At 70.7% G+C, this 26,492-nt stretch carries 25 protein-coding genes and 2 tRNA genes; 9 read left to right on the top strand and 18 right to left on the bottom strand.

Annotation, left to right across the window (positions count from 1 at the left end):
• Positions 1 to 9: 9 nt before the first annotated feature.
• Both BK819_RS06960 and BK819_RS06955 read left to right on the top strand, forming a co-directional pair.
• Entirely contained in the window at positions 10 to 558 is a 549-nt protein-coding gene (locus tag BK819_RS06960) for a helix-turn-helix domain-containing protein (protein WP_071328492.1), read from the top strand.
• The gene (locus BK819_RS06955; protein ID WP_071328491.1) at positions 558 to 1,799 is read left to right on the top strand and encodes an MFS transporter; all 1,242 of its coding nucleotides are present in this window, start codon (positions 558 to 560) and stop codon (positions 1,797 to 1,799) included. Before BK819_RS06960 ends, BK819_RS06955 begins: the two co-directional genes overlap by 1 nt.
• A gap of 61 nt (positions 1,800 to 1,860) precedes the next feature.
• Here the strand turns inward: BK819_RS06955 and BK819_RS06950 are convergent.
• A tRNA-Glu gene (locus tag BK819_RS06950) sits at positions 1,861 to 1,933 on the bottom strand.
• 151 nt (positions 1,934 to 2,084) lie between these two features.
• Between BK819_RS06950 and BK819_RS06945 the strand changes: the two genes are divergently transcribed.
• The 3 genes from BK819_RS06945 (at position 2,085) to BK819_RS06935 (ending at position 4,285) form a co-directional block, all read left to right on the top strand.
• Positions 2,085 to 2,723, top strand: a complete 639-nt coding sequence (locus BK819_RS06945) for an MBL fold metallo-hydrolase (protein WP_071328490.1) — start codon at positions 2,085 to 2,087, stop codon at positions 2,721 to 2,723.
• Positions 2,720 to 3,262 carry a GNAT family N-acetyltransferase gene (locus BK819_RS06940; protein ID WP_256209409.1) on the top strand — a complete coding sequence of 181 codons (543 nt, stop codon included), beginning with the start codon at positions 2,720 to 2,722 and terminating at the stop codon, positions 3,260 to 3,262. Before BK819_RS06945 ends, BK819_RS06940 begins: the two co-directional genes overlap by 4 nt.
• Before the next feature lie 99 nt (positions 3,263 to 3,361).
• Positions 3,362 to 4,285 carry a trypsin-like serine protease gene (locus BK819_RS06935; RefSeq protein WP_071328489.1) on the top strand — a complete coding sequence of 308 codons (924 nt, stop codon included), beginning with the start codon at positions 3,362 to 3,364 and terminating at the stop codon, positions 4,283 to 4,285.
• Positions 4,286 to 4,307: 22 nt separating this feature from the next.
• On the opposite strand, the gene pepN is transcribed toward BK819_RS06935, so the two are convergent.
• From pepN to BK819_RS06915, 4 genes are all read right to left on the bottom strand, one after another.
• On the bottom strand, positions 4,308 to 6,791 hold the full coding sequence (gene pepN, locus BK819_RS06930) for an aminopeptidase N (protein ID WP_071328488.1): 2,484 nt from the start codon (positions 6,789 to 6,791) through the stop codon (positions 4,308 to 4,310).
• Positions 6,792 to 6,840: 49 nt separating this feature from the next.
• A complete protein-coding gene (locus BK819_RS06925; protein WP_071328487.1) occupies positions 6,841 to 7,851 on the bottom strand; it encodes a DNA topoisomerase IB in 1,011 nt (336 codons plus the stop codon).
• Between the two features lie 73 nt (positions 7,852 to 7,924).
• Positions 7,925 to 8,431 (bottom strand): hypothetical protein, encoded by a 507-nt coding sequence (locus BK819_RS06920; protein ID WP_071328486.1) that lies wholly within the window; start codon positions 8,429 to 8,431, stop codon positions 7,925 to 7,927.
• Positions 8,432 to 8,440: 9 nt separating this feature from the next.
• Positions 8,441 to 9,727 carry an MFS transporter gene (locus BK819_RS06915; protein WP_349680467.1) on the bottom strand — a complete coding sequence of 429 codons (1,287 nt, stop codon included), beginning with the start codon at positions 9,725 to 9,727 and terminating at the stop codon, positions 8,441 to 8,443.
• A gap of 75 nt (positions 9,728 to 9,802) precedes the next feature.
• Between BK819_RS06915 and BK819_RS06910 the strand changes: the two genes are divergently transcribed.
• Together BK819_RS06910 and BK819_RS06905 are read left to right on the top strand one after the other, a co-directional pair.
• Entirely contained in the window at positions 9,803 to 10,594 is a 792-nt protein-coding gene (locus tag BK819_RS06910) for a hypothetical protein (protein WP_071328484.1), read from the top strand.
• 89 nt (positions 10,595 to 10,683) lie between these two features.
• Positions 10,684 to 11,535 (top strand): class II glutamine amidotransferase, encoded by an 852-nt coding sequence (locus tag BK819_RS06905; protein ID WP_071328483.1) that lies wholly within the window; start codon positions 10,684 to 10,686, stop codon positions 11,533 to 11,535.
• Positions 11,536 to 11,575: 40 nt separating this feature from the next.
• Here BK819_RS06905 and BK819_RS06900 read toward each other — a convergent pair whose 3' ends face one another.
• The 10 genes from BK819_RS06900 to BK819_RS06855 form a co-directional block, all read right to left on the bottom strand.
• Entirely contained in the window at positions 11,576 to 12,460 is an 885-nt protein-coding gene (locus BK819_RS06900; protein WP_071328482.1) for a hypothetical protein, read from the bottom strand.
• 122 nt (positions 12,461 to 12,582) lie between these two features.
• Positions 12,583 to 12,657: transfer RNA gene (locus BK819_RS06895), tRNA-Gln, on the bottom strand.
• A 100-nt stretch (positions 12,658 to 12,757) separates the two neighbouring features.
• Positions 12,758 to 14,263 (bottom strand): glutamate--tRNA ligase, encoded by a 1,506-nt coding sequence (gltX, locus tag BK819_RS06890; protein WP_071328481.1) that lies wholly within the window; start codon positions 14,261 to 14,263, stop codon positions 12,758 to 12,760.
• Between the two features lie 29 nt (positions 14,264 to 14,292).
• A complete protein-coding gene (locus BK819_RS06885; protein ID WP_071328480.1) occupies positions 14,293 to 15,057 on the bottom strand; it encodes a class I SAM-dependent methyltransferase in 765 nt (254 codons plus the stop codon).
• Entirely contained in the window at positions 15,054 to 16,313 is a 1,260-nt protein-coding gene (locus BK819_RS06880; protein ID WP_071328479.1) for an MFS transporter, read from the bottom strand. The genes BK819_RS06885 and BK819_RS06880 overlap by 4 nt, the downstream gene beginning before the upstream one ends.
• Positions 16,310 to 17,089, bottom strand: coding sequence for a fumarylacetoacetate hydrolase family protein (locus BK819_RS06875; RefSeq protein WP_071328478.1), 780 nt, complete (start codon positions 17,087 to 17,089; stop codon positions 16,310 to 16,312). The genes BK819_RS06880 and BK819_RS06875 overlap by 4 nt, the downstream gene beginning before the upstream one ends.
• A gap of 115 nt (positions 17,090 to 17,204) precedes the next feature.
• The gene (locus tag BK819_RS06870; protein WP_071328477.1) at positions 17,205 to 18,185 is read right to left on the bottom strand and encodes a hypothetical protein; all 981 of its coding nucleotides are present in this window, start codon (positions 18,183 to 18,185) and stop codon (positions 17,205 to 17,207) included.
• Positions 18,186 to 18,381: 196 nt separating this feature from the next.
• Positions 18,382 to 19,482 carry a branched-chain amino acid aminotransferase gene (locus BK819_RS06865; RefSeq protein WP_071328476.1) on the bottom strand — a complete coding sequence of 367 codons (1,101 nt, stop codon included), beginning with the start codon at positions 19,480 to 19,482 and terminating at the stop codon, positions 18,382 to 18,384.
• Between the two features lie 62 nt (positions 19,483 to 19,544).
• On the bottom strand, positions 19,545 to 20,588 hold the full coding sequence (locus tag BK819_RS06860; RefSeq protein WP_071328475.1) for a 3-isopropylmalate dehydrogenase: 1,044 nt from the start codon (positions 20,586 to 20,588) through the stop codon (positions 19,545 to 19,547).
• 82 nt (positions 20,589 to 20,670) lie between these two features.
• A complete protein-coding gene (locus BK819_RS06855; protein ID WP_071328474.1) occupies positions 20,671 to 22,206 on the bottom strand; it encodes an MFS transporter in 1,536 nt (511 codons plus the stop codon).
• 96 nt (positions 22,207 to 22,302) lie between these two features.
• Between BK819_RS06855 and BK819_RS06850 the strand changes: the two genes are divergently transcribed.
• Positions 22,303 to 22,845 (top strand): TetR/AcrR family transcriptional regulator, encoded by a 543-nt coding sequence (locus BK819_RS06850; protein ID WP_071328473.1) that lies wholly within the window; start codon positions 22,303 to 22,305, stop codon positions 22,843 to 22,845.
• A gap of 73 nt (positions 22,846 to 22,918) precedes the next feature.
• Here the strand turns inward: BK819_RS06850 and serA are convergent, their stop codons facing one another.
• The 3 genes from serA to BK819_RS06835 form a co-directional block, all read right to left on the bottom strand.
• Complete coding sequence (serA, locus tag BK819_RS06845; RefSeq protein WP_071328472.1) at positions 22,919 to 24,523, bottom strand: phosphoglycerate dehydrogenase; 1,605 nt, start codon at positions 24,521 to 24,523, stop codon at positions 22,919 to 22,921.
• 131 nt (positions 24,524 to 24,654) lie between these two features.
• Complete coding sequence (locus BK819_RS06840) at positions 24,655 to 24,990, bottom strand: hypothetical protein (protein ID WP_071328471.1); 336 nt, start codon at positions 24,988 to 24,990, stop codon at positions 24,655 to 24,657.
• A complete protein-coding gene (locus tag BK819_RS06835) occupies positions 24,987 to 25,457 on the bottom strand; it encodes a hypothetical protein (RefSeq protein WP_071328470.1) in 471 nt (156 codons plus the stop codon). Before BK819_RS06835 ends, BK819_RS06840 begins: the two co-directional genes overlap by 4 nt.
• A gap of 83 nt (positions 25,458 to 25,540) precedes the next feature.
• Here BK819_RS06835 and BK819_RS06830 point away from each other — a divergent pair, with 83 nt between their 5' ends.
• Positions 25,541 to 26,491 (top strand): hypothetical protein, encoded by a 951-nt coding sequence (locus BK819_RS06830; RefSeq protein ID WP_071328469.1) that lies wholly within the window; start codon positions 25,541 to 25,543, stop codon positions 26,489 to 26,491.
• The last annotated feature ends 1 nt before the right edge of the window (position 26,492 follow it).

The following is a 26,492-nucleotide window of genomic DNA, read 5'->3' as shown; positions in this document are numbered from 1 at the left end:
CTTCGGGGCGTGGAAGACATCTCCGTGATCACCGCCGTGCACCATCCGCTGCGACGACGCATCTACGACTACCTCCTCCTGTACGGCACCTCGCAGGTGACGGCGATCGCCCGCGCGCTCGAGAGTCAGGTCGGCAGCATCAGCCATCACCTCCGGATGCTCGAGCGTGCCGGCATCGTCGAGCGCGCCGCCGACCCGACCGGCGATCGGCGCACGAGCTGGTGGACGGTCGCCCGGCGCGGCCTGACCTGGTCGGTGGAGGACTTCGCCGATTCCCCCGGCGATGCACTCCTCGCCCGGGAGGCGCAGCGGCAGGGCATTCGCATGCAGATCGACCGTCTGCAGCGCTGGCACCGCCGCCGAGGCGACCCCGCCGTCGCGGACTACGACGCCTCCAACACGGAGACCACCGCGTGGGCGACCCCGGAGGAACTGCGGGACCTCTCCACGCGCGTGCTGCGCGTGGTGCGGGAGTGGCAGACCTCGATCGACGAAGGCGACGGCCAGGCGCGCACGCCGGTGTTCTTCTTCGCCCACGCGTTCCCCACGGAGCCGTGATGACCGCGCTCACCCCGCCCGTCGAGCTCTCCCCTCCCCCTCCGTTCCGGCGTGACCGGATGGTGCACGCGTGGATCGGCGTCAAGGCTCTGTCCGACGCCGGCGACGCCGTGTGGACGATCGCGTTGGCGTGGACGGCCGTGCAGATCGCCTCCCCCGCCATCGCCGGACTCATCGTCGCCGCCGGCACGATTCCGCGCGCCATGGTCCTGCTCTTCGGCGGAGTCATCGCGGATCGTGCCGACGCCCGCCGAGTGATGATCGTCTGCAACGCGGTGCGTGTGGGCGTGCTCGTCGCCGCTGCCGTGTGGACGGTCTCGCATGCGCCCACCGTGCCCGTCCTGCTCGCCGCCGCCGTGGCGTTCGGGGTGTGCGACGCGTTCTACGAACCCTCGGCCGGCACCATCGGGCGACAGCTGGTGCGCACCGACGACCTCCCCTCCTACGCGGCTGTCATCCAGACCGCGTCCCGCCTCGGCACGATGGGCGGTGCCGCGCTGGGCGGCCTGCTCGTCGCCCAGGCCGGTCTCGCGGGGAGCGCGTCGGCGAACGCGGTGACCTTCGCCCTGGTCGTCGGGTTCCTGGCGATCGCCCTCCGCCCGCGGTTCCGTCTCGCCCGGGCTCCGCGCACGTCGTCCCTGCGCGCGATCGGCGCGGCGTTCGCCCACCTCGGCGCGAACCCCACGACGCGCACGCTCGTCATCGCCCTCTCCGGACTCAATCTCGCCGTGGGACCCGCCGTCGGCATCGGCCTGGCTCTGCGGGCGCACGACGAGGGGTGGGGGGCTCCCGCGGTCGGCCTCTTCGAGGGCCTGCTCGGCCTCGGCGCCGCCGTGGGGGCTGCCGCAGTCGCGAGATGGCGGCCGCGCCACGAGGCGCGGAGCGGGTTCGGCGCGCTCGTCGTCCAGGGAGCGGGCATCGTCGCGCTCGGGTTCGGCCCCGCCTGGACGGTGGCCGCCGCCGCCACCGTCGTCGGCGCCACCGCGGGCTACGCCTCCGTGCTGCTGAGCGCGACCTTCGCTGCGACGGTGGACACCGCCTTCCTCGGTCGGATGGGCTCCCTCACCCGGCTCGGCGACGACTGCCTGATGCCGCTCGCGATGGCGGGCTTCGGCGCGCTGGCCTCCCTCAGCACCGTCTGGGTGCCGTTCGTCGTGGCCGGTGGCGCGATGATGGCGCTCATGCTCGTGCCGCTCCGGGCTCGCGCGTTCCGTACGCTGTCGCTGCGCGCGGACGACTGACGCGCACGCTCCGGAACGACGAAAGCCCCCCGGAGAACCGGAGGGCTATCGTCGTGTTGTGTGACCCCAGCGGGATTCGAACCCGCGTTACCGCCGTGAGAGGGCGGCGTACTAGGCCGCTATACGATGGGGCCGTCTTGCGGAACTTTTCCGTTCCGCGACAACCGTTCAAGTATGCCACGGCGATTCTCGCTGCGCCAAATCGAGGCCGGTCCACCCGTGATCCCGGGCGTGGCGCGCCGATTTCTGTTTGCCGCAGGCTCCGGGAAGGAGTTGACTCGACTCATGCGCGTCACCAAGTTCGAACATGCCACCCTTCGTCTGGACCAGAACGACGACACCCTCCTGATCGATCCGGGCTCCTTCACCGCCCCGCTGCACGATCTCACCGGACTGGTCGCCATCGTGCTCACGCACGAGCACCCCGATCACTGGACGCCGGAGCACCTCGACCGGATTCTGCGCGCGGCCCCTGGGACCCCGATCTTCGGGCCGGAGGGCGTGGCGAAAGCTGCGCAGGGCTATGAGGTCACCGTCGTCTCCCCCGGCGAGACCGTGGAGGTCGGCGCCTTCACCCTGCGCTTCTTCGGCGGCACGCACGCGGTGATCCACTCGTCGATCCCGACGATCGACAACGTGGGCGTGCTCGTCAACGACACGTTCTACTACCCCGGTGACTCCTATGCGGTGCCCGAGGGCGTCGAGGTCGGCACCCTCGCCGCGCCGCTCGGAGCCCCGTGGCTCAAGATCGGGGAGGCCATCGACTACGTGCTCGCCGTGAAGCCCCGCCGGGCGTTCGGCACGCACGACATGACCCTGTCCGTGATCGGCAAGAACATGCACCGCCAGCGACTGCAGTGGGCGACCGAGCAGGGCGGCGGCGAGTTCCTCGTGCTCGAACCCGGCGACACCGTGGATCTGTGACCCCACCGCGACGCCTCCTGCCCGCCCCGACGCCGCGGCTCGCCTTCCGAGAGATGACCGCCGACGACCTCGACGAGATGGCGGCGCTCCTCGGGGATCCGGAGGTCATGGCCCACTACCCGGCACCGAAGTCGCGAACGGAGGCCGCCGAGTGGATCGCGCGCATGCAGCAGCGCTACCGCGAGGACGGCCACGGTCTCTGGATCATCGAGACGCATGACGGGGAGTTCCTCGGCGACTGCGGTCTCACCTGGCAGTCGGTAAACGGCTCCCCCGTGCTCGAAGTCGGTTATCACGTCCGCACCGACCGCCAGCGACGCGGCTATGCGACCGAAGCGGCGCGCGCCTGCGTCGACCTTGTCGCCCAGACGTTCGCGCCGATACTCCTCACCGCCATCATCCACCCCGAGAACCAGGCGTCACGAGGGGTCGCGGAGAAGCTCGGCATGACCCACATCGCCGACGACCATGCGCATCCGTGGATCGTGCGGACGGTGATGGGGATGACTGTGGAGGCGACAGCCGACCGCGCCTCCTGACCACGGGCCAGCATACCGGCGCGCTCTTGCTCCGGTCGCGACCGGATGCTGTACTTGGCCGCTCGTAACGTGTTACCTGTCACGAAAGGAACAGTCCCCATGAAGATGACCGGAGTTCACCAGAGCAGGAAGAAGATCGGGCTCGCCCTCGCCGGCGCCGCCCTCGTCGCGTCCGGCCTCGTCGGTCCCCCGGCGGCGGCATGGGCGGACGGCGATTCCAGCGACCGCGAGGAACGGGCCACCTCGCGGATCATCGGCGGCACGGCGGTGCCGAACGACGCCTATCCGTTCATGGCCTCTCTCCAGTCCGCCGGCGAGGCCTTCTGCGGTGGCTCGCTGGTGGCGCCGCGCCTCGTGATGACCGCCGCGCATTGCGTCACGGACGCCGACCCTCTCAGCGGGCTGCCGGTGCCCGCCGTGGACGGAGTGTCGGTGACAGTCGGCCGCACCGTGCTGTCCGACGGCAGTCAGGGTCAGGATCGCGGTCTCGCCGGCGCGGACGCCGGTGGCCCGGTCATCGTCCATCCGCGCTACCTCCAGGGGGATGACGCCTACGATCTCGCCTTCGTGAGGCTCGACCGCCCGGTCTCGGGCATCGTGCCCGTGAAGCTGCCCACCAAGGGGACGGACGCTCTCCTTCGTCCCGGACAGTCGGCGACCGTCATCGGCTGGGGCAACACCGACCCCGCTCTCGGGAACTTCCCGGACCGGCTCCGTCAGGTCCAGGTGCCGATGCTCGCGACAGCGGAATGCGAGCTCAGCTACGACTCCTTCCGCCCGGGAGTGAACATGTGTGCCGGAGTCGTCGGCAAGGACTCGTGCCAGGGAGACAGCGGCGGGCCGCTGTTCCGCCAACCTCCGGCGCGCGCCACGGCCTATCAGATCGGCGTCGTCTCCTACGGGGACGACTGCGGCGGGCAGGGCGGACCAGGGGTGTACGTGTCGCTGAGCTCCGCAGACCTCTGGGACACGCTGGAAGAGTCCTCCGAGGGCAAGGCCATCGCGAAGAGCCTGAGGCGCTGACCACTGCCGGAATCGCCGTCGGTCAGCCCTGAGCGCCCCGTACCCGCAGGTCACGCGCGAGGTGGTCTCGCTGCTCGATGAGGAGTCGTCGCAGCGCCGCCGGCGCCTCGGGGCTGGCCGACAGCCAGGCATCGACCAGGTCCAACGAAGACCGCGCGGGGAACAGACCGATCACCAGTCGACGAGCGATCTCGATGCTCCGCTCCGTCCACGCGGCTCCGATCCGATCGAAGTACTCCTCGTCGAAGGACTCGATGAGGTCGCGGCGGCCGCCGGCGCGGAAGCCCCCGATCTCGGCATCGAGGTGGTCGTTGGTGAGCGACCGGTCGTCCCACGCGGCCGTCCAGGCGGCCGCGCGCGCCGCCGCGTCGGGGACGGAGGCGCGGGCGCGGCGCGCCGCAGTGCGTCCGTCCCCGGTGTCGTCCCGCTGCTCCTCCGCCGCGACGTCCGCGAGGTCGGCGTGACCCGTCGTGACGAGGGCTGTGAGCAGCTGCCACCGGAGATCGGGATCGACGACGAGCCCTTCCGGCACGTCGCCGTCGAGCAGGGCGCGGATCTCGGCGTGGTGGACGTCGTCGAAAGCCGAAGCCGCCGCCAGAGCGCGCGCCCAGGAGAGCTGGGCGTCGCTGCCGGCCTCCGCCTGCTGCAGCGCCGACCACGTGGCCTCGGTCCAGGCGCGCTGCTCCGCATCGCGTCGGTCGTCGCGGACGAAATGCCGCAGCGCGAAAGCAGCGTCGAGGAGCGCCGCGGCCAGCAGACCGCCGTTCGACTCCCGCGGGGCGTGCGCCCGCACGATCGCGACGAAGCGGACCGCGTCGAGCTCGCCGTCGCGGGTGGCGTTCCAGAGCGACGACCACACGAGCGCACGGGCGAGCGGGTCCTCGATGTCGGACAGCGACTCCTCGACGGTGCGGAGGGACCGCTCGTCGAGGCGCGCCTTCGCATAGGTGAGGTCGTCGTCGTTGAGCAGCACGAGATCGGCCTCGGGGAGGTCGACGTCCGCGCGCTCCCCGATCAGGTCCAGCTCCCGCTGCTCCCGCCGCACGATGCGGCCGTCCACGAGGTCGTACAGCCCGATCCGCAGGCGGTGCGGACGGACGTCGTCCTGCACGAGGTGGTGTCCTCCGTCCGCGTCGGTCTCCGTCCAGATCGTCGAGACGCCCGTGGTCTGCAGCCAGGCGGCGGCCCAGTCGGTCATGTCCCGGCCGGACACCGCGCTGAGCTCGACGAGGAAGTCGTCGAGGGTGGTGTTGCCGAACGCGTTGGCGGCGAAGTACCGCCGGGCGCCTTCGAAGAACGCCTCGTCGCCCACGAAAGCGACGAGCTGCTTCAGCACCGAGGCGCCCTTGGCGTAGGTGATGCCGTCGAAGTTCAGCTTCGCGGCCTCAAGATCGGGGATGTCGGCGACGATGGGGTGGGTCGTGGGGAGCTGATCCTGCTGATAAGCCCAGGCCTTGCGACGCATGGCGAACGTCACCCACGCATCGTGGAAGCGGGTGGCCACCGCCGAGGCGTGCGAGCCCATGTAATCGGCGAACGACTCCTTGAGCCAGAGGTCGTCCCACCATGTCATCGTGACGAGGTCGCCGAACCACATGTGCGCCATCTCGTGGAGGATCGTGTTGGCCCGGCCCGCCCGCTGCGCCTCGGTGGCCGCACCGCGCGAGAGATAGCCCTCCGTGAAGGTGACCAGACCGGGGTTCTCCATCGCGCCGAGGTTGTACTCGGGGACGAAGATCTGGTCGTACTTGCCCCACGGGTAGGGATAGGCGAAGGCGTCGGTGAAGAAGTCGAGCCCCTGTCGAGTGACCTCCAGGATCTCGTCGGCCTCGAGGTGGTCGACGAGCGAGCGGCGGACGAACACCCCGAGGGCCACCCGCTGCTCGTCTCTGGTCCACTCCCCGTCGACGCGGGCATAGGGACCGGCCGCGACCGCGGTGATGTAACTGGAGATCGGCAGCGTGGGGGCGAACTGCACCCGTTGCACGCCGACGCCGAGGTCGACGTGTGCCGGCGACTGGTTCGAGAGCACCTCCCACCCGGACGGTGCGTCGACGATGAAGGTGTACTCCGCCTTCATGTCCGGCTGCTCGAAGCAGGCCATCACCCGACGGGAGTCCGCGGGCTCGTACTGGGTGTACAGGTAGGTGCGGTCGTCAACCGGGTCGTGGAACCGATGCAGGCCCTCCCCCGACCGGCTGTACGCACCGACCGCCTCGACCAGGACCACGTTCGAGGCCGCGAGGCCGTCGATCGCGAGGCGCGCCCCGTCATAGACGACGGCCCGCTCCTCGCCGTTCACCTCGACGCGGACGACCTCCTCGCCGATGAAGTCCAGCCACGTGCTCTGGACGGTCGCATCGAACTCCAGGACCGTCGTGGTCGGGAAGCCCGTGCGCGCCCACTCCGGGGCTCCGGTCAGGTCCAGCTCGACGCGGATGCGGTGCAGGGTGATCGCGGCGGATCGCGCCGCAGTCTCCTCGCGGGTCAGGTTCGCGGTGTGCATCCCCCCATCCTGGCATCTTCCCGGGGGCGACCGGGGAGCATCGGCGCGTTCAGCCGCGCCGCCCAGTTCCTCGCCGGTTGACCTTGCGCGACGTCTCCGGTCCGCCCAGCAGTCGCCGGATCGCGGTCTCCGGGGTCACGTCGAGATCGAGCGTCCGCCCCCGAGCGTACTGCCGGAACACGCGGGGATCGATGTAGCTGTTGCGGGCGACCGCGGTCGTGTTGCCGAGGGCGGTCGCCGCCGCCTGCACCGCGAGGCGTTCGGCCTGGTTCCGGTGACCGCGGCGGTCGAGGGCTCCGATGCGGGCGAGGGCGTCCGCCGCGATGATCGTGCCGTGCAGCGTCCGGAAGTCCTTGGCGGAGAAGCTGGCACCCAGCACGTCCTTGAGGTACGTGTTGACCTCGGCGGGCGTGATCTTCACCCGCCGCCGACCCTTGCGGTACGCCAGGAGGAAGGCGGTCGAGGCGCCGCTCGCGAAGTCGGTGAGGGCTTCGGCAAGGGATTCGTCGGTGATTTCGATCGCGGCGGTCTGTCCGCTCTTCGCCTGGAAGGAGAGGGCGACGTCGCCGCCGTCGATGCGGACGTCGCGGCGGCGGAGCGTGGTCAGGCCCCGGCTGCCGTGGCGCGCCAGGTAGCGTTCCGAACCGATCCGCAGCGCGGCGTCGTCGAGGAGGCGGAAGGCGATCGCGAGAGCGCGCTCCTTCGTCTGCCCGTCCTCCTTGAGAGCCTTGGTGACCTGCGCCCGGGCGCTGGGCAGGGCCGCGGCGAGGTCCAGCGCACGGACGAACTTGCGACGGTCGCGGGAGACCCGCCAGAGCGGATGGTAGAGGTACTGCTTGCGCCCGGCCGTGTCGATGCCCACGGCCTGGATGTGCGCGAGCGGGTCGGCCGCGATCCACACGTCCTGCCATGCCGGCGGGATCACCAGGTCGCTGATGCGTTCGCGATCCGCCTCGGGCGCCGGCTCCCCCGTCGGATCGACGTACCGGAATCCCGAGCTCGTCCGCTTCCGCGTGAAACCCGGGTCCTGGCCGGGTACCACTCGCACCAGTCGCGCCATGCGTCTCTCCTCCCGCCGTGCAGCTCCTCCGAGTGTGGAGTGACCGCAGTCTCGGCGGGTAGGGAGTGGCGTCTCACCCCGCCGGCGTGCTATCCGCGTCGGCGTCCTTCGCGAAGACCGCCCGCATGTGGTCGCTGGTGAGGAAGTCCGCGATCCCGATCATGATCAGGCTGAAGACGATCTGCTCGGTGACCATCCACACCGGGTAGAGGCCGGGGATCGCCGCCATGACGAGTGTGATGACGGGGAAGATCTGCGCGAACAACCGCAGCCGGAGGTAGGCCCAGCGCCATCCGCGGCGCGCGCGCCACGCGAAGTAGAACAGCGTCGCCGTCATCGCCAGCACCACGAGGGTGCGCATCCACACGGCGAAGGGCACGCTGTCGCCGTCGGCGGCGAGCACCAGGGCGACCACCACGGCACCCACCCCGAGCACCAGTTCGGCGACGAGGAGCCAGAGGATCCAGGTGAAGGCACGGACGGTCCGCGGATGGGTGCGACCGGCGTCGCTGATCAGCACACCGGCCTGCCGCCCACCCGCGATCCGGTCGAGACGGAGGAAGAGCGGTTCGAGGGCCATACTCGGAGCCTAGACCGGCGGCGTCCGTTCGACCTCGTCCGTTCGATGGACCTCGGCGCTGCTGCCGTTGGCCGCCGCCGGGAGCACCCGCTCCAGCACCACCGCCAGCACGCCGACGGCGAGGCTGCCCGCGACCATGACCGCGATGAACCAGCCACTGACGCCGACCCCCAGGAGCACCCCCGCGACGAGCGGGCCGAGGATCGCCCCGCCCTGGAAGGCCGCGGAGTTGAGGGCGTTGTAGCGCCCACGGGTGCGGTCCGTCGCGAGATCGTTGTAGATGGCCGGAATCGTCGGCTGCATCATGGTCTCGCCGAACGCGAACACGCCCATGAAAGCGATCACCGCGATCGCGGCCGTGACCGAGTCGGGAAGCAGGCCCGCGGCGCCGAGCATGACCCAGGAGACGGCCCAGATGAGCGCCATGACCTGCATGACTCTGGTGCGCCGGCGCCCGGTGATGAGCCGGAGGACGGCGAACTGCAGCAGCACGATGACGGCCGTGTTCACCGCGAACGAGATGCCGACGACGGCGGTCGAGACCTGGGCGATCTGACGGGCGTAGGCGGGGAATCCCGCCTCGATCTGTCCGTAGCCGATGAAGACGGAGAAGAAGGTCAGCAGCGTCATCCAGAGCACCGCAGGGCGCCGCAGGATCTCCCGGTAGCCGCCCTCGGTGGTGGCCGACGGGTCGGGGTCCGGCTGCGTGCGCACGTGCCGGAGCGGGCCGAGGAGCAGAGCGAGCGGGATGAGGCTCGTGGCCGCGTCGATGAGGAAGATCGTGGTGAAGGTCGACGGCTCCGTCACGTCGACGAAGAAGCCGCCGATGATCCCGCCCACGCCGATGCCGAGGTTGACGAGGGCGAAGTTCACGCCGAAGTACTGCTGACGGACCTCGCCGTCGACCACCGAGGCGATGAGCGCGTTGAAGCCGGGCCAGGAGACCCCGAAGTTGATTCCGATGAGCACGACCGCGACGGTCGCGACGGCGGGATGCGTGGCATAGGCGAGGAGCGTGCACCCCGCGATCATCGCCAGCAGGCCCACGATCAGCACGCGCCGGGCGCCGAAGCGATCGATGAGCGTGCCCCCGGGACCGGTGACGACGAGCCCCGTGATCGCGATGAGGCTCATGAGGGCACCTGAGAACCCGAGGTCGAATCCGCGGACCTCGTGGAGGTAGATGATCGTGAAGGGCAGCGTCATCCCCCGCCCGAGGGTCTGGATCGCCACGGTCGACAGCAGCCAGCGCCCCTCGGTGGGCAACGCGTTCCAGAAGGACTTCATACCGATCACCTCGTCATTGTTCCAGGAGCCGGGGACATCGGATGACCGCCGGGGTCGCGGGGAAGAAGCCGATATTCTGCGAGCATGCCCGTGTCGTTCGAAGAATTCCGTTCCGCCCTCCCCCATGCACCGGCCCGTGACGCGTGGGGTCTCGTGCTCACCGACGCCGAAGCGCAGCAGGTCGCCGCGGACGAGCAGGCGAGCCGGGCCTGGTACGACTATCTCCTCGCGACCACGGCGCCGGTGGCGTCCGAGCCCGCAGCGGCACCGCTCGGGGGACACGAGCTCCCCGTCGCCGCCGCTCCAGGATTCGCCGCGGCACCCCCGCCCGCACCCGCGGCCGACCCGTGGGCCCCCGCGCCCGCGGAGAGCCCGGAGCGGAAGAGCCGGGTCGGACTCTGGGTGACGCTGGGCATCGTGGGCGCGCTGCTCCTGATCGCCGCGATCGTGACGGTGTTCGCCCTCACGACAGCACGTCACTGGACCAAGATCGACGTGCCGGAGAAGCCCGAGACCTTCCACAGCGAGGAGTACGAGACCGGCAAGTACCTCGTCGCCGACGACGGCGTGAGCCCGTGCGCAGTGGACCAGGACTGGACCGACTGCATCGGCCTCATGGAGGCCGAGTACGCGGGCGCGTGCGCCGGGGTCGACCTCGTCCCCGCCTCCGCGGACCTGTGCGCGCAGCACCGCGCCGAGATCGACCGGATGATCGCGGAGGACGCGGACGGGATGTACGTGGCCTCCCTGGGCGACTTCGGGCATCTCACCCGGACGCCGGAGACGGCGACGCGCCAGGTCTCGAACGACGATGCCGAGCCGGCCGTCACGCATGAGGCCGTGTGCTATCTCGGGTTCCTCGGGGAGTGCGAGTAGCCGGTTCCCCATCCGCCGCTGTCGCCGGGAAGGGCGAGCGGGCGTATCGTCGGGCACAGACCTGATCGGGTCGGGGACGAGGTGTCGACATGTGTCGGTGGCTGGCGTACGTGGGAGAACCGCTGCATCCGTCGGAGGTGATCCTCGACGCGCGACATTCCCTCGTGGCGCAGTCCCTGGACTCGCCGCTCGGCGCGGAGACCGTGAACGGGGATGGGTTCGGCCTCGGCTGGTATCCGGTGTCGAACGGTGACGGCTCTGGGCAGCCTCCGATGCCTGCACTGTTCCGCAGCATGGAGCCCGCCTGGAACGACCTGAACCTCCGCGAGATCTCCCGCACGATACGCAGCCCGCTGTTCTTCAGCCATGTGAGAGCTGCCGCCGGGCCGCCGGTCCAGCAGACCAACTGCCACCCGTTCCGGCACGCGAACTGGCTCTTCATGCACAACGGCGGCGTGGCGGAGTTCCTGACCGTGAAACGCGACCTCACCCTCGCCGTCGATCCCTCCCTCTACCCGGAGATCCAGGGCACCACCGACTCTGAGGTGCTGTTCCACCTCGCCCTGACCCTCGGCCTGCAGGACGATCCGATCGCGGGGATGCGGGCGGCGGTTCGGGAGGCCGAGCGCGTGGGGCACGAGCACGGTGTCCGATTCCCCGTGCAGGGAACCTTCGCGGTGTCCGACGGCACCACCGTGTGGGCCTTCCGCTACTCGACCGTCGGACGTTCCCGCTCCCTCTTCCACTCCACGGACATCGAGACGCTTCGTGGGATGTACCCCGATGCGGATCGTCTGCGCGTCTTCGGTCGGCATGCGCACGTGATCGTCTCCGAGCCGCTGAACGATCTGCCGGGCGCGTTCCTCGAGGTCCCCGAATCGACGGTGTCGATCCTCGACGAGACGGGCTACCGGTACGAGCCCTTCCTCGATGCCGCGTGAGCGCTCCTCAGCCGAGGGCGACCGGGCTCGGCGCACAGCCTCACTGCGCCGCCGACCGATACCCGTCGGGGGTCTCGATGAAGAGCTCGAGCGCGTCCGCCGTCGGCCAGCTCCCGAGAGCGCTCAGATCGAGGTCCGCTTCATCCCAGCGCGTCCGTTGCTCGTCCGTCCAGTCATCGCCCTCGTCGATGTGCAGGCCGTCGATCCGTCCGCCTTCGACACGCAGACGCACGTCGAACGAACGGTCGTCGAGCGTGCGGTACCGGCCGAGCACCGGGAAGGTCGCCGTGCCCGGCACGGCCCGTGGCCCCTCGGTCGGCGTCTCCAGGCTCAGCCAGGGCCAGAACGCCTCCTCAGGGTCGTCGCGCACCAGCCGCGCGTCGACGAGCTGCGCACGCAGCGCCGGAGCACCGTGATCATCCGTTGCGGACAGCAGGAGTTCGGCGAGGGCACGCAGTTCCGCCGTCAGCTCGACGTGATCCGCCGGCTCGGCATCCTCGGTGCGCTCCGAATCGGCTCGCGTGCCCTGTCGGCCGACCCACCAGGATCCGAGCGACAGAAGAGCCTGTCCTGCGACGAGCCACAACCGCGGGCGCCGCGCGCCGGCGCGGACGAGACCGTCGTGGAGGCGCGCGTCGAGAGCCTCGCCCGCTTCGGCGAGTCCGAACGCAGTGCCGCCGGCGCCCGTGGCCACCGCCCCGCGGCCGATCGGACCGAGGAGGTCCGGCTCGTCGGCGGGCCGGAGACTCGCCCACACGGTCCACGCGGTCAGCGCGGCGATGGCGCTCCGATAAGCCACCCGGCGTCCGGTCGTGAGTCGGCGCGGTTCGATCGCCGCGAGGCCGGCCGTGAGGACAGTGGTCACCACCCCGTGCGTCACGCTGTTCGCGTCGTTCAGGCGGCGGACGGTCTCGCGGAATCCCATGCCTCCAGCCTACGGAACGGCAACCTCATCCGCGTCACGGACGCCTCGTGGGCCCCGTCCTGCCCGGGAACGACAGAGGCCCGGATCGCGGCTCTTCGCCGTGAATCCGGGCCTTCTCTGACTGGCTGGGGTACCTGGACTCGAACCAAGAACAACTGAACCAGAATCAGCCGTGTTGCCAATTACACCATACCCCAAGGGCGAAACCGGAGCCTCGCACCGAGAATCAAGCTTACCCGAGCGGCGACCGATCACCAAAACCACCGGTGCCGTGTCGCCGCTCGGGCGCGTCGCGGATCAGTTCGCGAGGAACGCCGAGAGCGCGCGCAGGCGGCGCAGCGACTCGTCCTTGCCCAGCAGCTCCATCGACTCGAACAGCGGCGGCGAGACGCGGCGCCCGGTGATGGCCACACGCGGCGGCCCGTAGGCCACGCGCGGCTTGAGGTCGAGGTTCTCCACGAGCGCCGTCGACAGCGCCTCCTGGATCTTCTCCGGGGTGAAGTCCGTGACCGGCTCCAGGGCGGTGACGCAGGCGTCGAGCACCTCGGCGGCGTTGGCCGGCAGCCCCTTGAGCGCGTCCGCGTCATACGACACCTCGTCGCGGAACAGGAAGCCGAGCATGCCCGGCACCTCGCCCAGCAGCTGCACGCGCTCCTGCACCAGCGGAGCCGCACGGAACGCGAGGACGAGCTGCTCGTGGGTCGGCTCGTCGAACAGGCCGGCCGCAGCGAGATACGGCACCGTGCGCTCGGCGAAGTCCTTCACGTCGAGCATGCGGATGTGGTCGCCGTTGATCGACTCGGCCTTCTTCTGGTCGAAGCGGGCCGGGTTGGGATTCACGTTCTCGATGTCGAACGCGGCGATGAACTCGTCGAGCGAGAAGACGTCGCGGTCCGGGCCGATCGACCAGCCGAGGAGCGCGAGGTAGTTCAGGAGGCCCTCGTGGATGAAGCCGCGCTCCCGGTGCAGGAACAGATCGGCCTGCGGGTCGCGCTTGGAGAGCTTCTTGTTGCCGCTCTCCCCCAGCACGAGCGGCATGTGGGCGAACCGCGGCACGAACGTCGTCACACCCGCGTCGATGAGCGCCGCGTAGAGCGAGAGCTGGCGCGCGGTGGACGGCATGAGGTCTTCGCCGCGGAGCACGTGGGTGATGCCCATCAGCGCGTCGTCGACGGGGTTTACGAACGTATACAGCGGCACACCGTTGGGGCGCACGACGACAAAGTCCGGGAAGGAGCCCGCGGGGAAGGTGACCTCCCCGCGGATGAGGTCGACGTACGTGAGGTCCTCGTCCGGCACCCGCAGGCGGAGGGCGGGCTGCCGACCCTCGGCGCGGAAGGCGGCCTTCTGCTCATCGGTGAGGTCACGGTCGAAGTTGTCGTAGCCGAGCTGCTTCGCGCGGCCGTTGGCCTCGTTGCGGGCGTCGATCTCCTCGGCCGTCGAGTAGCTCTCGTAGAGCGCGCCCGTCGCGAGGAGCTTGTCGATGACCTCGCGGTAGATGTCGTGCCGCTCCGACTGGCGGTACGGGGCGTGCGGGCCGCCGACCTCGACGCCCTCGTCCCAGTCGATCTTCAGCCACGTGAGCGCGTCGACGAGCTGGCGGAAGCTCTCCTCGCTGTCGCGGGCGGCGTCGGTGTCCTCGATGCGGAACACCATCTTCCCGCCGTTGTGACGGGCGTACGCCCAGTTGTACAGAGCCGTGCGGACCATGCCGACGTGCGGCAGCCCCGTCGGGGAGGGGCAGAAGCGGACGCGGACGTCGGCGCCGCTGGCGGTCGTGGTGAGGGGATGCGGAGTAGCCATAGCCCTTCGATTCTACGGGTGCGGGCCGGTCAGCCCCGGCGCGAGACCGCGACCGCCGCGCGGTGCTCCAGCGGGAGCACCGCACCCACCCGATGCGCCGCGACGGTCTCCTCGAACCCCACGCGGAACCGGGATCGCTCGGCGGAGGAGAGCCCGGCATACTGCGCCCCGGCGCCGGCCACGCCGCCCTCGACCGAGACCCACAGGGCGTCCGGGTCGGCGGGCCAGGTCCAGGTGTGCTCGCTCACCGACACCTCCGGGAGTCCGGCCTCGACGAGCATGGCCGCGAAGCCGTCCGCCGTGCGGTCGAAGTCCTCCTCGGCCGGAAACCTCTCCCCCGCGGACGGCTTCAGCCCCGCGCGTTCGACGACCTCGTTCCAGAACCACGACGGGGAACGGGTCCAGGTCGTCGCGGCGACCGCTTCCCGTGCGATCCGACCCAGCTCCCGGGCGGCGGTCCGCGGGGACGAGACGTGGTTCAGCACGAAGTTCGCCACGACGACGTCGACCGAACGGTCGGCGAACGGCAGCGTCGGCAGGCCGCCGTCGACGATGCGCAGCGTCGGGTGGCTCCGGTGGGCGACGGCGCGCATGGTCGGCTCGGGCTCGCAGGCCGTGACGTCCCACCCCAGGCCGGCGAAGCGGACCGCGAGGCCCCCCTCCCCCGCCCCGACGTCGAGGAGGCTGCGACCCTCCGCCGGTCCGAGGGCGGCGACGAGAACGTCGAAAGTCCCCGCGCACAGGGCCGCGTACGAGGCGGCATAGGCCTCTCCGACACCGCCCCAGGCCTTCACCGCGCGCTGCTCCGGGCGAGCGGCGACAGCGCGACGATCGCGAGGACGAGCACGGAGGCCGCGATGCCGAGCCCGGCGTACTGGAAGTTGGCCAGCACGACGCCGGCGAGGACCGACCCGGCGGCGGCAGACAGGCTCATCAGCGAGTCGCTGCGTCCCTGTCGCCGCGTGCGGACGTCGGGTGCGGACGCCTCGGTGAGCAGGGCGGCACCGGCGACCGTGGCGGCGCTCCACCCCAGGCCGAGGAGGATGAGCGCCACCATGACGCCCCACGCCGCGGTGCCCGCGAAGACGGCGAAGGCCAGGGCGCCGCCGAGCAGAGCCTGCCCGAGCAGCACCACGCGCAGCCGCCCCCAGCGGTCGGCCAGCACGCCGAACACCGGCGAGAGCGCGTACATGCCGCCGACGTGCAGTGCGATGGTGATGCCGACGAGCGCCGAGACGTCGGCCGGAGTCGCCGCCGCCCCGTGGGCGCCGTGCGCCATGTGGGACAGATGCACGGGGGTCATCGCCATGACCGACGCCATCACCACGTGCGAGCCCGCGATCGCGAAGATCGCGTAGCGGGCCACCCGCGGGCGGTCCGCCACGGCGGCGCTCGTCGTGGCGGCCGCCGCCTGCGCGAGTCTCTGTGCGGCGAGCAGCGGATCCGGGCGGAGGGCGACGAGGTAGAGCACGAGCGCCGCGCACTGCGCGACGAACGAGAAGACGTAGGAACCCGTCTGCGGGGGCATGCCGATCGCCTGCCCGACGACCTCCCCCGGGCCGAGCAGCAGCGGCCCCGCCACGCCGCCGATCGTCGTGGACCACACGACGATCGAGAGGTCGCGCCCACGATGCTGCGGCGCCGCGAGATCCGTCGCCGCGAACCGGGACTGCAGGTTGCCCGCGTTCCCCGCACCGATCAGCAGGATGCCGGCGAGCAGGAGCGGGAAGACGCGCACGGACGCCGCGAGGATCACCACGGCGATGCCGATGAGGGCGAAGAGGTTGCCGAGGGTCAGAGCGCGACGCCGTCCGAGGCGCGCGGCCATCCGGGCGAGCGGGATCGCGCAGACCGCGGCTCCCAAGGTCACCGACGCCGTCGCGAGCCCGGAGAGCGCGTCGCTGCCGGAGATGTCCGCGGCGAGCAGCGCACCGAGCGACACGGTGGCTCCGAACGCGATGCCGCCGAGCACCTGCCCCAGCGACAGCACGAGCACGGTGCGGCGCTGGACCGCCTGCTGCTGCGTCGCCGTGAGGGCGACCTCGGTCATGATGCGGGAGCGGCGTCGCGCGCGGTGTTGCGGAGGATGCCGAGTCCGGAGATCTCGACCTCGATCGTGTCGCCCGCCTCGAACGTGCCCACGCCGGCGGGAGTCCCCGTCATGATGACGTCGCCCGGAAGCAGCGTGAACACCGCGGAGGCGTACTCGATGATCGCGGCGACCGAGTGGATCATGTCGGTGAGCGGCGCCTGTTGACGCACCTCGCCGTTCACCCGCGTCTCGATCGTGGCCTGTGCGGGGTCGAAGTCCGTCTCGATCACCGGGCCGAGCGGGCAGAACGTGTCGAAGCCCTTCGCCCGCGACCACTGCCCGTCCTTGCGCTGCAGGTCGCGTGCCGTGACGTCGTTGCCGATGGTGTAGCCGAGCACGTGGTCGAGGGCGTTCTCCGCCTTCACGTTCTTGGCGATCCGCCCGATCACGACCACGAGCTCGCCCTCGTACTCCGTCCGCTCGGAGAGTGCGACGGGGCGCACGATCGCGTCGTCGGGGCCGATCACGGCGGTGTTCGGCTTGAGGAACAGCAGCGGCTCCTCGGGGGCCACTCCTCCCATCTCGGCGGCGTGGTCGTGGTAGTTCTTCCCCACGCACACGACCTTGGAGCGCGGAATCACGGGCGCGAGCAGCGTGACCTCGGTCAGCGGGACGCGGGCGCCGGTGGTCTCGTACCCGGAGAACATCGGGTCCCCGGCCAGGACCACGAGCTCGCGGTCGTCGATGATCCCGTACATGATGGCGTCGTCGTGGCTGAACCGGGCGATCTTCATCCCTCCACCCTAGATCCCCTGCCCCACCCCCGAGACCCCGCTTTCTCGTCGACACCCCGCCTCGCGCGCGCAGGTGAGGCGGGGTCTCGACGCGAGCCCGGGGGCTCGACCGACCTCAGCCGGGAGGACGGACGCCGAACGCGGCGAGCCGTCGTCCGAGATCTTCGGGGGTGCGGATGTGCGCGGAGCCCCAGCGCACCACGCGCCACCCCGTGACCCCGCGGATCTCGTCCTCGCGGTGCTTCTCCGCCAGCACCGCATCGGCCGCCGTGGACGTCGTCCGCAGCTCCGCATCCCGGTACTTGTCCTCCCCGTCGAACTCCCCGAAGGCCCGCGACCGCGGGAACCCAAAGTCGGCGAAATACCGAGCACCGTCGGAGCCCACGAGGGGAACCTGTAGATCGATGTCCCGGAAGCCGAGTCGGTGGAGCTGGAGGCGGCTCACGCTCTCGCCCGGGAGCTGCGCCCGTCCATCCGCGAAGGCTCCGATCCATCGCGCGCGCCGCACGCCCCGGAGCCCTGGCACGCACAGCCGGTCGACCTCGGCTCGCCAGGCGTCGACCTCATCGTGGTCGACCTCGTGTCCGTCAATCGAGACCATCCGCAGAGCCGCGTCCCCGGCCGCGACGACGGCCTCCGGGCGCAGCAGCCGGGCGAGGTCGAACACGGTACGGGCCAGCGACGTGCACCGGAGCCCGTGCCGCCGGACGATGTCGCCCTCGTCGAGCGCCATCTGGTGTCGGACGACCCCGGCTTCGGTCCTGGTGTGCCGACGGCTGCGGATCGCGGTGTGCACGTCGTCCCGGATCGGCCCCACGAGCGGGAGCCCCCAGAGCGCTGCCGCGGAGAGGTGCGAGAACACCGGACCTCCGCCCGGGCTGGCCCGACGGACGGCGCACACCCGCACGAGCTGCCTTCCCTCGGGCCACAGCTGGTCCCAGACCTCCGCGTCGACGTACGCCCCGCGGTGCACGCGTCGCAGCCTGCCGTGCGCGACCGCCCCCTCCAGCTCCCGCTCCGTGACCCCCGCGTCGAGGACCTCCTCCCGCGACCGCACGAAATCCCAGCCTTCAGAGAACGAGAGGCGCCGCGACATCCCCTCACTCTCCCCCGCGTTCTCCCTCCCTCCCCTCTTCNCCTTCCCCACCCCCCCCGCCCCTCTTCCCCCACTCCCCCCGCATTGTGCAGGAAGCGTCCCAGCGCGCGAGCCCCCGGGTACACGCCGAGACCCCGCCTTCCACGCGGTGACACGGCGGGGTGTCGGCGGGAGGACGGGGTCTCGGGGAATCGAATCAGGCGTCGAGGCGAAGCAGCCAGCCGTGCTTGTCCTCGCGGCGCCCGTACTGGATGTCGGTGAGCTCCTCGCGGAGGGACAACGCGAGCTCGCCCAGCGGCTGCGGCTCGTCGAAGCCCTCACCCACGAGCGCGCCGATCGGAGTCACGACCGCGGCCGTGCCACAGGCGAACACCTCGACGATGTCACCGGAGGCCACGCCCTCGCGCCACTCGTCGATCGAGATCGGTCGCTTCTCGACCGTGTAGCCTCGGTCCTCAGCGAGCTGCAGCAGCGAGTCGCGCGTGATGCCCTCGAGGATGCTGTCGGACTCCGGCGTGACGACGCGCCCGTCCTTGAACACGAACACGACGTTCATGCCGCCGAGCTCCTCCACGTCGCGGTTCTCGTTGAGGAACACGACCTGGTCGCAGCCCTTCGCACTGGCCTCGGCCTGCGGCAGGAGGCTGGAGGCGTAATTGCCGCCCGTCTTCGCCTTGCCGGTGCCGCCGCGGCCGGCGCGGGCGTAATCCTCGGAGAGCCAGATCCGTACCGGCTTCACGCCTCCGGTGAAGTACGCACCGGCGGGGCTCGCGATCACGTAGTAGGCGACCTTCTGCGCCGCACGCACGCCGAGGAACGCCTCCTTGGCGAACATGAATGGCCGCAGGTACAGGCTCTGGTCGGCACCGGAGGGCACCCAGCGGCCGTCGACGGCGATGAGCTCCCGCAGCGACTGGATGAAGTACTCCGTCGGCAGCTCCGGCAGCGCGAGGCGGCGGGCGCTCGCCTGCAGACGCGCGGCGTTGCGGTCCGGCCGGAAGGTGTGGATCGAACCGTCCGCGTGCCGGTAGGCCTTAATGCCCTCGAAGATCTCCTGCGCGTAGTGCAGCACGGACGCCGCGGGGTCGAGCGGGATCGGGCCGTAGGGCTGCACGCGCGGACGGTGCCAGCCGCCCTTGGCCGACCAGCAGATGTCGACCATGTGGTCGGTGAAGACGACCCCGAACCCGGGGCTCTCCAGCACTTCGGCGACGCGTGCCGGCGAGGCCGCGTTCAGGTTCTTCGTCACGGCGAACTCCAGGGGAGCCACGCTCGTCTCAGCGTCGATCGTCGTCATGTCGTCATCCAATCCTCGTGGGGTGGGCGCATCCTCGCGCCCTGTCAGCCTACGCCCGCCGTTCAGAGACGGGCAGTGATCGCGGAGCCGATCTCCGCGGTGGTGCGGGCACCGCTGCGAGCGGCGATGTCCGCCTCGACCGCGGCGCTCACACGCGCCGACTCGACCGTCAGGCCGAGGTGGTCGAGCAGCAGCGCGATGGAGAGGATCGCGGCGGTCGGGTCGGCCTTCTGCTGACCCGCGATGTCCGGAGCCGAGCCGTGCACGGGCTCGAACATCGACGGGAAGGCGCCATCGGGGTTGATGTTCCCCGAGGCGGCGAGGCCGATGCCGCCCGTGACGGCGCCGGCGAGGTCGGTGAGGATGTCACCGAAGAGATTGTCCGTGACGATCACGTCGAAGCGCGAGGGATCGGTGACGAGGAAAATGGTGGCGGCGTCGACGTGCAGGTAGTCGACGGCGACGTCGGGGTGCTCGGAAGCGACCTCGTTCACGATTCGCTGCCAGATCGCACCGGCGTGCACGAGCACGTTGGTCTTGTGCACGAGCGTGAGCTTCTGACGGCGGCGTTCGGCAAGCGCGAACGCGTAGCGGACGACCCGCTCGACGCCGAAGGCGGTGTTCACGGAGGTCTCGTTCGCCACCTCGTGCGGCGTCCCCTTACGGATCGCCCCGCCGTTGCCGACGTAGGGACCCTCCGTCCCCTCGCGGACGACGACGAAGTCGATCTCCCCCGGGTCCGACAGCGGACCAGGAGCTCCGGTGAAGAGCTTCGAGGGGCGCAGGTTCACGTAGTGGTCGAGGGTGAACCGGAGCTTCAGCAGCAGTCCGCGCTCGATGTTCGCGTCCTTCAGCCGCGGGTCGCCCGGCGTGCCGCCGACCGCGCCGAGGAGGATCGCGTCGTGTGCGGCGATCGCGGCGAGGTCGTCGTCGGTGAGCGTGTCGCCGGTCTCGAGGTACCGGTCGGCACCGAGCGAGAAGCGGGTCTTGTCGAACGTCACGTCGCTGTCGGCGGTGACGGCGTCGAGCACCTTCTCCGCCTCGGCGATGACCTCGGGACCGATGCCGTCACCCGGGATGACGGCCAGCTTCACGACACGCGACATGAGACTCCTTGCGCACTGCACGGGGGTGGACCGACCGCGGCGCGACCGCGGGTCGAACGGGCCGGTCCCCCCAGCGTAGTGGTCAGTGCGTGGGTGCCTTGCGCAGTGTGACGGCCGCGATGACCGCGGCGACGACGACGAGGCCCGCCCCGATGAGCGAGGTGACCGTGACTCCCGAGCCGAACGCGTCGGCCGCCGCCTGCCACAGGGCGTCGCCGAGCGCGGCCGGGAGCTCGTGGGCGGCGGTGTAGGCGCCCGCCAGCGTCTCCTGCGCAGCGCGGGCCACGCCCGCCGGAAGCCCCTCGGGCAGCACCAGCGCGCCGCGGTAGAACGCGGTGATGATGCCGCCCAGGATCGCGGTCCCCAGCACGGCACCGAGCTCGTACGCCGTCTCGGACACCGCGCTGGCGGCACCGGCCTTCGCCGCGGGGGCGCTGGACAGGATGAGCTCGTTCGAGATGGTCTCGGCCGCGCCGATGCCGATGCCGAGGACGGCGAAGGCGAGGATCAGCGGAGCCACGCCGTGCTCGTGCGTCGTGAACGCGACGATGAGGTAGCCCGCGACCGAGAACACCAGCGCCGCCGGGATGAGCACGTGCGGCGGCACCCGCCGCGAGATCGGCACCACCGTGAGTCCGGCGACGATCATCGCCGCCATCCCCGGCACGAGAGCGAGGCCCGCGACCATCGGCGAGAGCCCCAGCACGAGCTGGAGGTGCTGCGACACGAAGTAGAGGAACCCGACGAGGGCCACGACGCTGAGCAGGTTCACCAGGATCGCGCCCGAGAACGAGCCACGGCGGAACAGCGCCATGTCGAGCATCGGGGTGTCGGCGCGGAGCTGACGGCGCACGAACAGCGTCCCCATCACGAGACCGAGCAGCGCCCATCCTCCGGCGTAGAGCGACGGACCATCGACCGCGAAGGACTTGATCGCGTAGACGACCGGGATCATCGCGGCCATCGAGAGGGCGATGCTGAGCGGGTCGATGCGGCCGGGGTTCGGGTCACGGCTCTCCGGCACGAGCAGCGGTGCGGCGATGAGCAGCGGGATGAGCACCGGCACGGCGATGAGGAACACCGAGCCCCACGCGAAGTGCTCGAGGAGGAAGCCGCCGACGATAGGGCCGAGCGCGGATCCGGCAGAGAACGCGGATGCCCAGACCGCGATGGCCATGCGGCGCTGGTCGCGGTTCTGGAAGATCGACCGCAGCAGCGACAGCGTCGACGGCATCAGCATGGCGCCGAAGAAGCCGAGCAGGGCGCGGGCGGCGATCAGCAGGCCCGCGGTCGGCGCGAAGGCGGCCAGCGCGGAGACCACGGCGAACCCGGTGGCCCCGATGAGGAGCAGGCGGCGACGCCCGAAACGGTCGCCGAGTGTCCCCATGGTCACCAGGAGTCCGGCGAGCACGAGCGGATAGACGTCGATGATCCAGAGCTGCTCGGCCCCGCTCGGCGCGAGCGAGATCGAGATCTCGGGCAGCGCGAAGCTCAGCACCGTGTTGTCCACCGACACCAGCAGCACCGGGAGCATGAGGACGACGAGCGCCGCCCACCCCCGAGCCCCGACGCGGGGAGCTTCCGTCTCTGTCGTCGGGATCGACGCAGTACGGGTCATGGAACACCTTTCCTTCCTGAGGACCGCTCGTTACTAAACCGTCCGGCTGGTATAGTAACAGATGCCGCCCTCCCGATCCCGTTCAGAGGATGACCGATGCCCCGCCCTCCCCTCGCCCGTGAGAAGGTCCTCGACGCCTTCGAGGCGATCCTGATCGACGAGGGCGAACGCGCCGCGACGCTCGAGGCCACGGCGAAGGCCGCCGGGGTGTCGAAGGGCGGCCTGCTGTATCACTTCCGCTCCAAGGACGATCTGGAGGCCGGGCTCCTGGAGCGTCTCGACCATCTGACCACCCTCGATCTGGAGCGCATGCGCACCGCCGACGAAGGTCCCGTCGCGTACTACGTCCGGACCTCGGTGATGGAGGACGACGCCCTCGATCGGGCGCTCATCGCCACGACCCGGCTGGCCCAGGGCGGCTCGACCGCCGCGTCCGACATGCTCCGCGAGACCCGGCGCCGCTGGGCGGAGACGATCCGCCCACACGTCCGCGACACCGCCAGCCTCGACCTCGTGATGCTCGTGAGCGACGGCCTCTACTTCAACAACTCGCTCGACGTGCACGGGCCGGAGCGCCTGGTCCCGCGCAGCGACGAGCTCGCGGATCTCATCGCGCTCGTGCTGCGCGCCACCGCCTGACGCCGGATGAGGCCGCAGATACGGAGAAGGGCGGGAGCCTTGCGCTCCCGCCCTTCTCCCCCGCTCTGCGGTGTCAGACCTCGGTGATCTCGATCTGACGGAAGAGATCGGCGTCGATGGCGCCCCGCACGTCGTCCAGCAGCTCTTCGGACACGGGCGAGTCGAGCGTCAGCACGCTGAGCGCCTGGTCGCCCGCCGCGAGCCGCGAGATCTGCATGCCGGCAATGTTGATCCCGGCCTCGCCGAACTTCTGCCCGTAGACGGCCACGATGCCGGGGCGGTCGGTGTAGAGCATCACGACGTGGTGCTTCTCGATCGGCAGCTCCAGGGCGTGATCGTTGATGCCGACGAGCTTCTCGGCCTGCTTCGGTCCGGTCAGCGTGCCCGACACCGAGAGCTGCGATCCGTCGGACAGCGCCCCCGTGAGGGTGATGACGTTCCGGTACTCCTCGCTCACATCGTCCTTGAGCAGGCGCACCGCGATGCCGCGCTGCTCCGCCAGGAGGGGCGCGTTCACGTACGACACGGTCTCGCTCACGATGTTCGTGAAGACCCCCTTGAGGGCGGCGAGCTTGAGCACGCTCACGTCGTAGTCGTTGAGCTCGCCGTGCACCTCGACGTCGAGGCTCGTGAGCGGCGACGTGGCCAGCGCGGCGAAGATCTGGCCGAGCTTCTCCACGAGCGAGATGCCGGGACGCACGTACGGGTCGATGACGCCGCCCGCGACGTTGACGGCATCCGGGACGAGGTCGCCGCCGAGCGCGAGCCGCACCGAGCGCGCGACCGAGACGCCGGCCTTCTCCTGCGCCTCTTCCGTGCTCGCACCGAGGTGCGGAGTCACGACGACGTTCGGGAGATCGAGGAGCGCGCGGGCGCTGCCACCCTCGGCCGGGGGCTCCGAGGTGAAGACGTCCAGGCCGGCCCCGGCGATCTCGCCGGCGACGAGCGCCTCGTGCAGCGCCTCCTCGTCGATGAGCCCGCCGCGGGCGACGTTGACGACGAAGGCGGTCGGCTTCATCGCGGCGAACTGCTCGGCGCCGATCATGCCCGTCGTCTCCGGGGTCTTGGGCATGTGGATCGTGAGGAAGTCGGCCTCGGCGACGAGCTCGTCGAGCGAGAGGAGCTGCACGCCGAGCTGTTGGGCGCGCGCCGAGGTGACGTAGGGGTCGTACGCGACGACGCGCATGTCGAAGGCGGCGAGGCGAGCGGCGACGAGAGCGCCGATCCGGCCCAGTCCGACGATGCCGACGGTCTTCTCGAAGAGCTCGGCACCGGTGAAGGAGCTGCGCTTCCACTGGCCGGCGGACAGCGAGGCGTGCGCGGCCGGGATCCTGCGGGCGAGGCTGAGGATGTGGCCGACCGTGAGCTCGGCGGCGGAGACGATGTTCGACGTCGGGGCGTTGACGACCATGACGCCGGCCGCGGTCGCGGCCTTGATGTCGACGTTGTCGAGGCCGACACCGGCCCGCGCGACGACCTTGAGCTTCGGCGCGTGTGACAGCGCCTCCTCGTCGATGCGGGTCGCGGAGCGGATGAGCACCGCGTCCGAGTCCGCGAGGGCGGCGAACAGCGCTTCGCGATCGGTTCCGTCGACGTGGCGGACGTCGAAGTCGGGGCCGAGCGCCTCGATCGTGGCGGGAGAGAGTACTTCGGCGATGAGCACGACAGGCTTCGGCACAGTGGATCCTTCGGGGCAGCGCGACAGGCGGGAGGGGCCGATGCGCCGCACACCGTCGGGGGCGCGATCGCGACAACTCTACCCGAGCACCGGGACCGCTCCGTGCCGTGTGACGGCGTGACGGATCCTGCTCAGGCGCTGGGCAGCGTCAGACTCAGCGCGAGCAGGCTCATCCAGAACACCGCGACGATCCCGAGTCCGGCGAGGAACGTCAGGGCGAGCTCACCCACCCGCCGCCGCCGGCCGATCGCGTAGGCGAACCCGAACACGATGACGGGGAACACCACGCCGAACAGGAGCGTCGCCCATCCGGTGCCGGTGAGGCCGGTCTGGGCCATGGTGATGAGGTGCGCGACCGCGTTCCACACCGCGTAGGCGTAGAAGAGGCCGGCGAGGGCGATGACGGTCCACACGAGCCAGCGCGGCGAGCCGGTCGCCACGGCGGACGGTGCCTTCGGAGCGGTCATGAGCCGATCACCCCCACGGTCACGAACGGCCACGGCACGAGCAGCACGACGCCCGCCAGGAGCACGGCGGCACGGATCCAGGAGGCCCGGCCCCGCGTCAGCACCCATGTCGCGAGGAACCACAGCGCGGGGGCGGCGATGGCCAGCACGAACCAGGGCAGGAACATGAAATCGGCGACGAGGAACGAGGCGAGCGGCTGCAGCCGGAGACCGCCCGCGATCCACCCCAGGGTGTAGAGCAGGTAGACGCCCCCGACGACCCCGACGAGGACCAGCATCGCGTTGCTGAGACCAGAGGGCGCCGCGGTCGTCTCGTCCACCGACGCGGGTGCGGGCGCCGCAGGCGCGACGGCCTCGACCGGCGTCGGTTCCGGAGCGGGCGTGGAGCGCCGTGCGGCGTCCCGGGGGCGTCGCTCCGCGCTGTCGTCGCCCTCCCAGCTCAGGGCGTCGTCCGAATCGGATGTCATCTCTCCAGCGTAGGACACCGCGGCCACTAGGCTCGGGGATGCCTCGGTGAGGTCGCCGGGCACTTTCGGGGGAAAGGACAACCATGGCCGAGAACGAGCAGACGTCTTCCGCCGCGCCGCGTCGTCCCACGACCGGCGCCACGACCGGCGAACCGCCCGCGGGCTGGACGCCGACCCCGGAGGCCAAGGCCTCCGCGACGCGCTTCCGCATCATCGCCGCGGTCCTCTGGGCGCTCGCGATCGCGGGCGAGGCCGTCGGCATCTTCTGGCTCCTGCGCCAGCGCGAGTTCGTCGACGAGGGCGGCACGCTGCTCCGCGATCCGGACACCGGTCTCCTGGAAGAGCAGGGAGCGACGGCGCAGTTCCCGCAGTGGGCGTTCATCGCCCTGCTCGTCCTGCTGGTCGTGATCGCCGCGCTGTCGATCATCGGCTCGATCCTGTGGAAGAAGGCCAACACCCTCGACCCGGCGCGACGCGCGGACAAGACGCGGTTCTTCGTCCAGAACCAGCTCGGCGCGATCATCGCGGTCGTCGCCTTCCTCCCCCTGGTCATCCTCATCTTCCTGAACAAGGACATGGACAAGGGACAGAAGGCGACCGCCGGCATCGTCGGCATCGTCCTGGCCGTCCTCGCGGCGGTCATCGGGACGAGCTTCGCCCCGCCGTCCGTCGAGCAGTACACCGCGGACCAGTCCGCTGTGATCCAGCTCCTCGGAGCGGACGAGGTCGTGTGGGTCGACGGCGGCAAGGTCTATCACGTCTGCGACGAGGTGCCCGCGATCCAGACCGGCAGCGAGATCCGCACCGGCACCACCTCCGAGGCCATCGAGGCGGGGAAGATCCGGCTCACCCTGCAGTTCGCGTCCGAGCTGCGCACCTGCGGCCTGGCGGTGCCCGAGAACGCCGACGAGATCACCGAAGCCCTCCGCGCGATCCAGGCCGGCCAGGTCGATACCCCTCTGCCCGCTCCGGTCTGGGCCGACACGACGGACGCACCCATCGAGATCCAGGACGCGCCCGCAAACGAAGGCTGAC

The organism is Microbacterium sp. LCT-H2, from assembly GCF_001866135.1.
Lineage (GTDB): Bacteria > Actinomycetota > Actinomycetes > Actinomycetales > Microbacteriaceae > Microbacterium.
The sequence above is the reverse complement of the archived record's forward strand: the minus strand, read 5'-3'. Positions and strand labels throughout refer to the sequence as shown.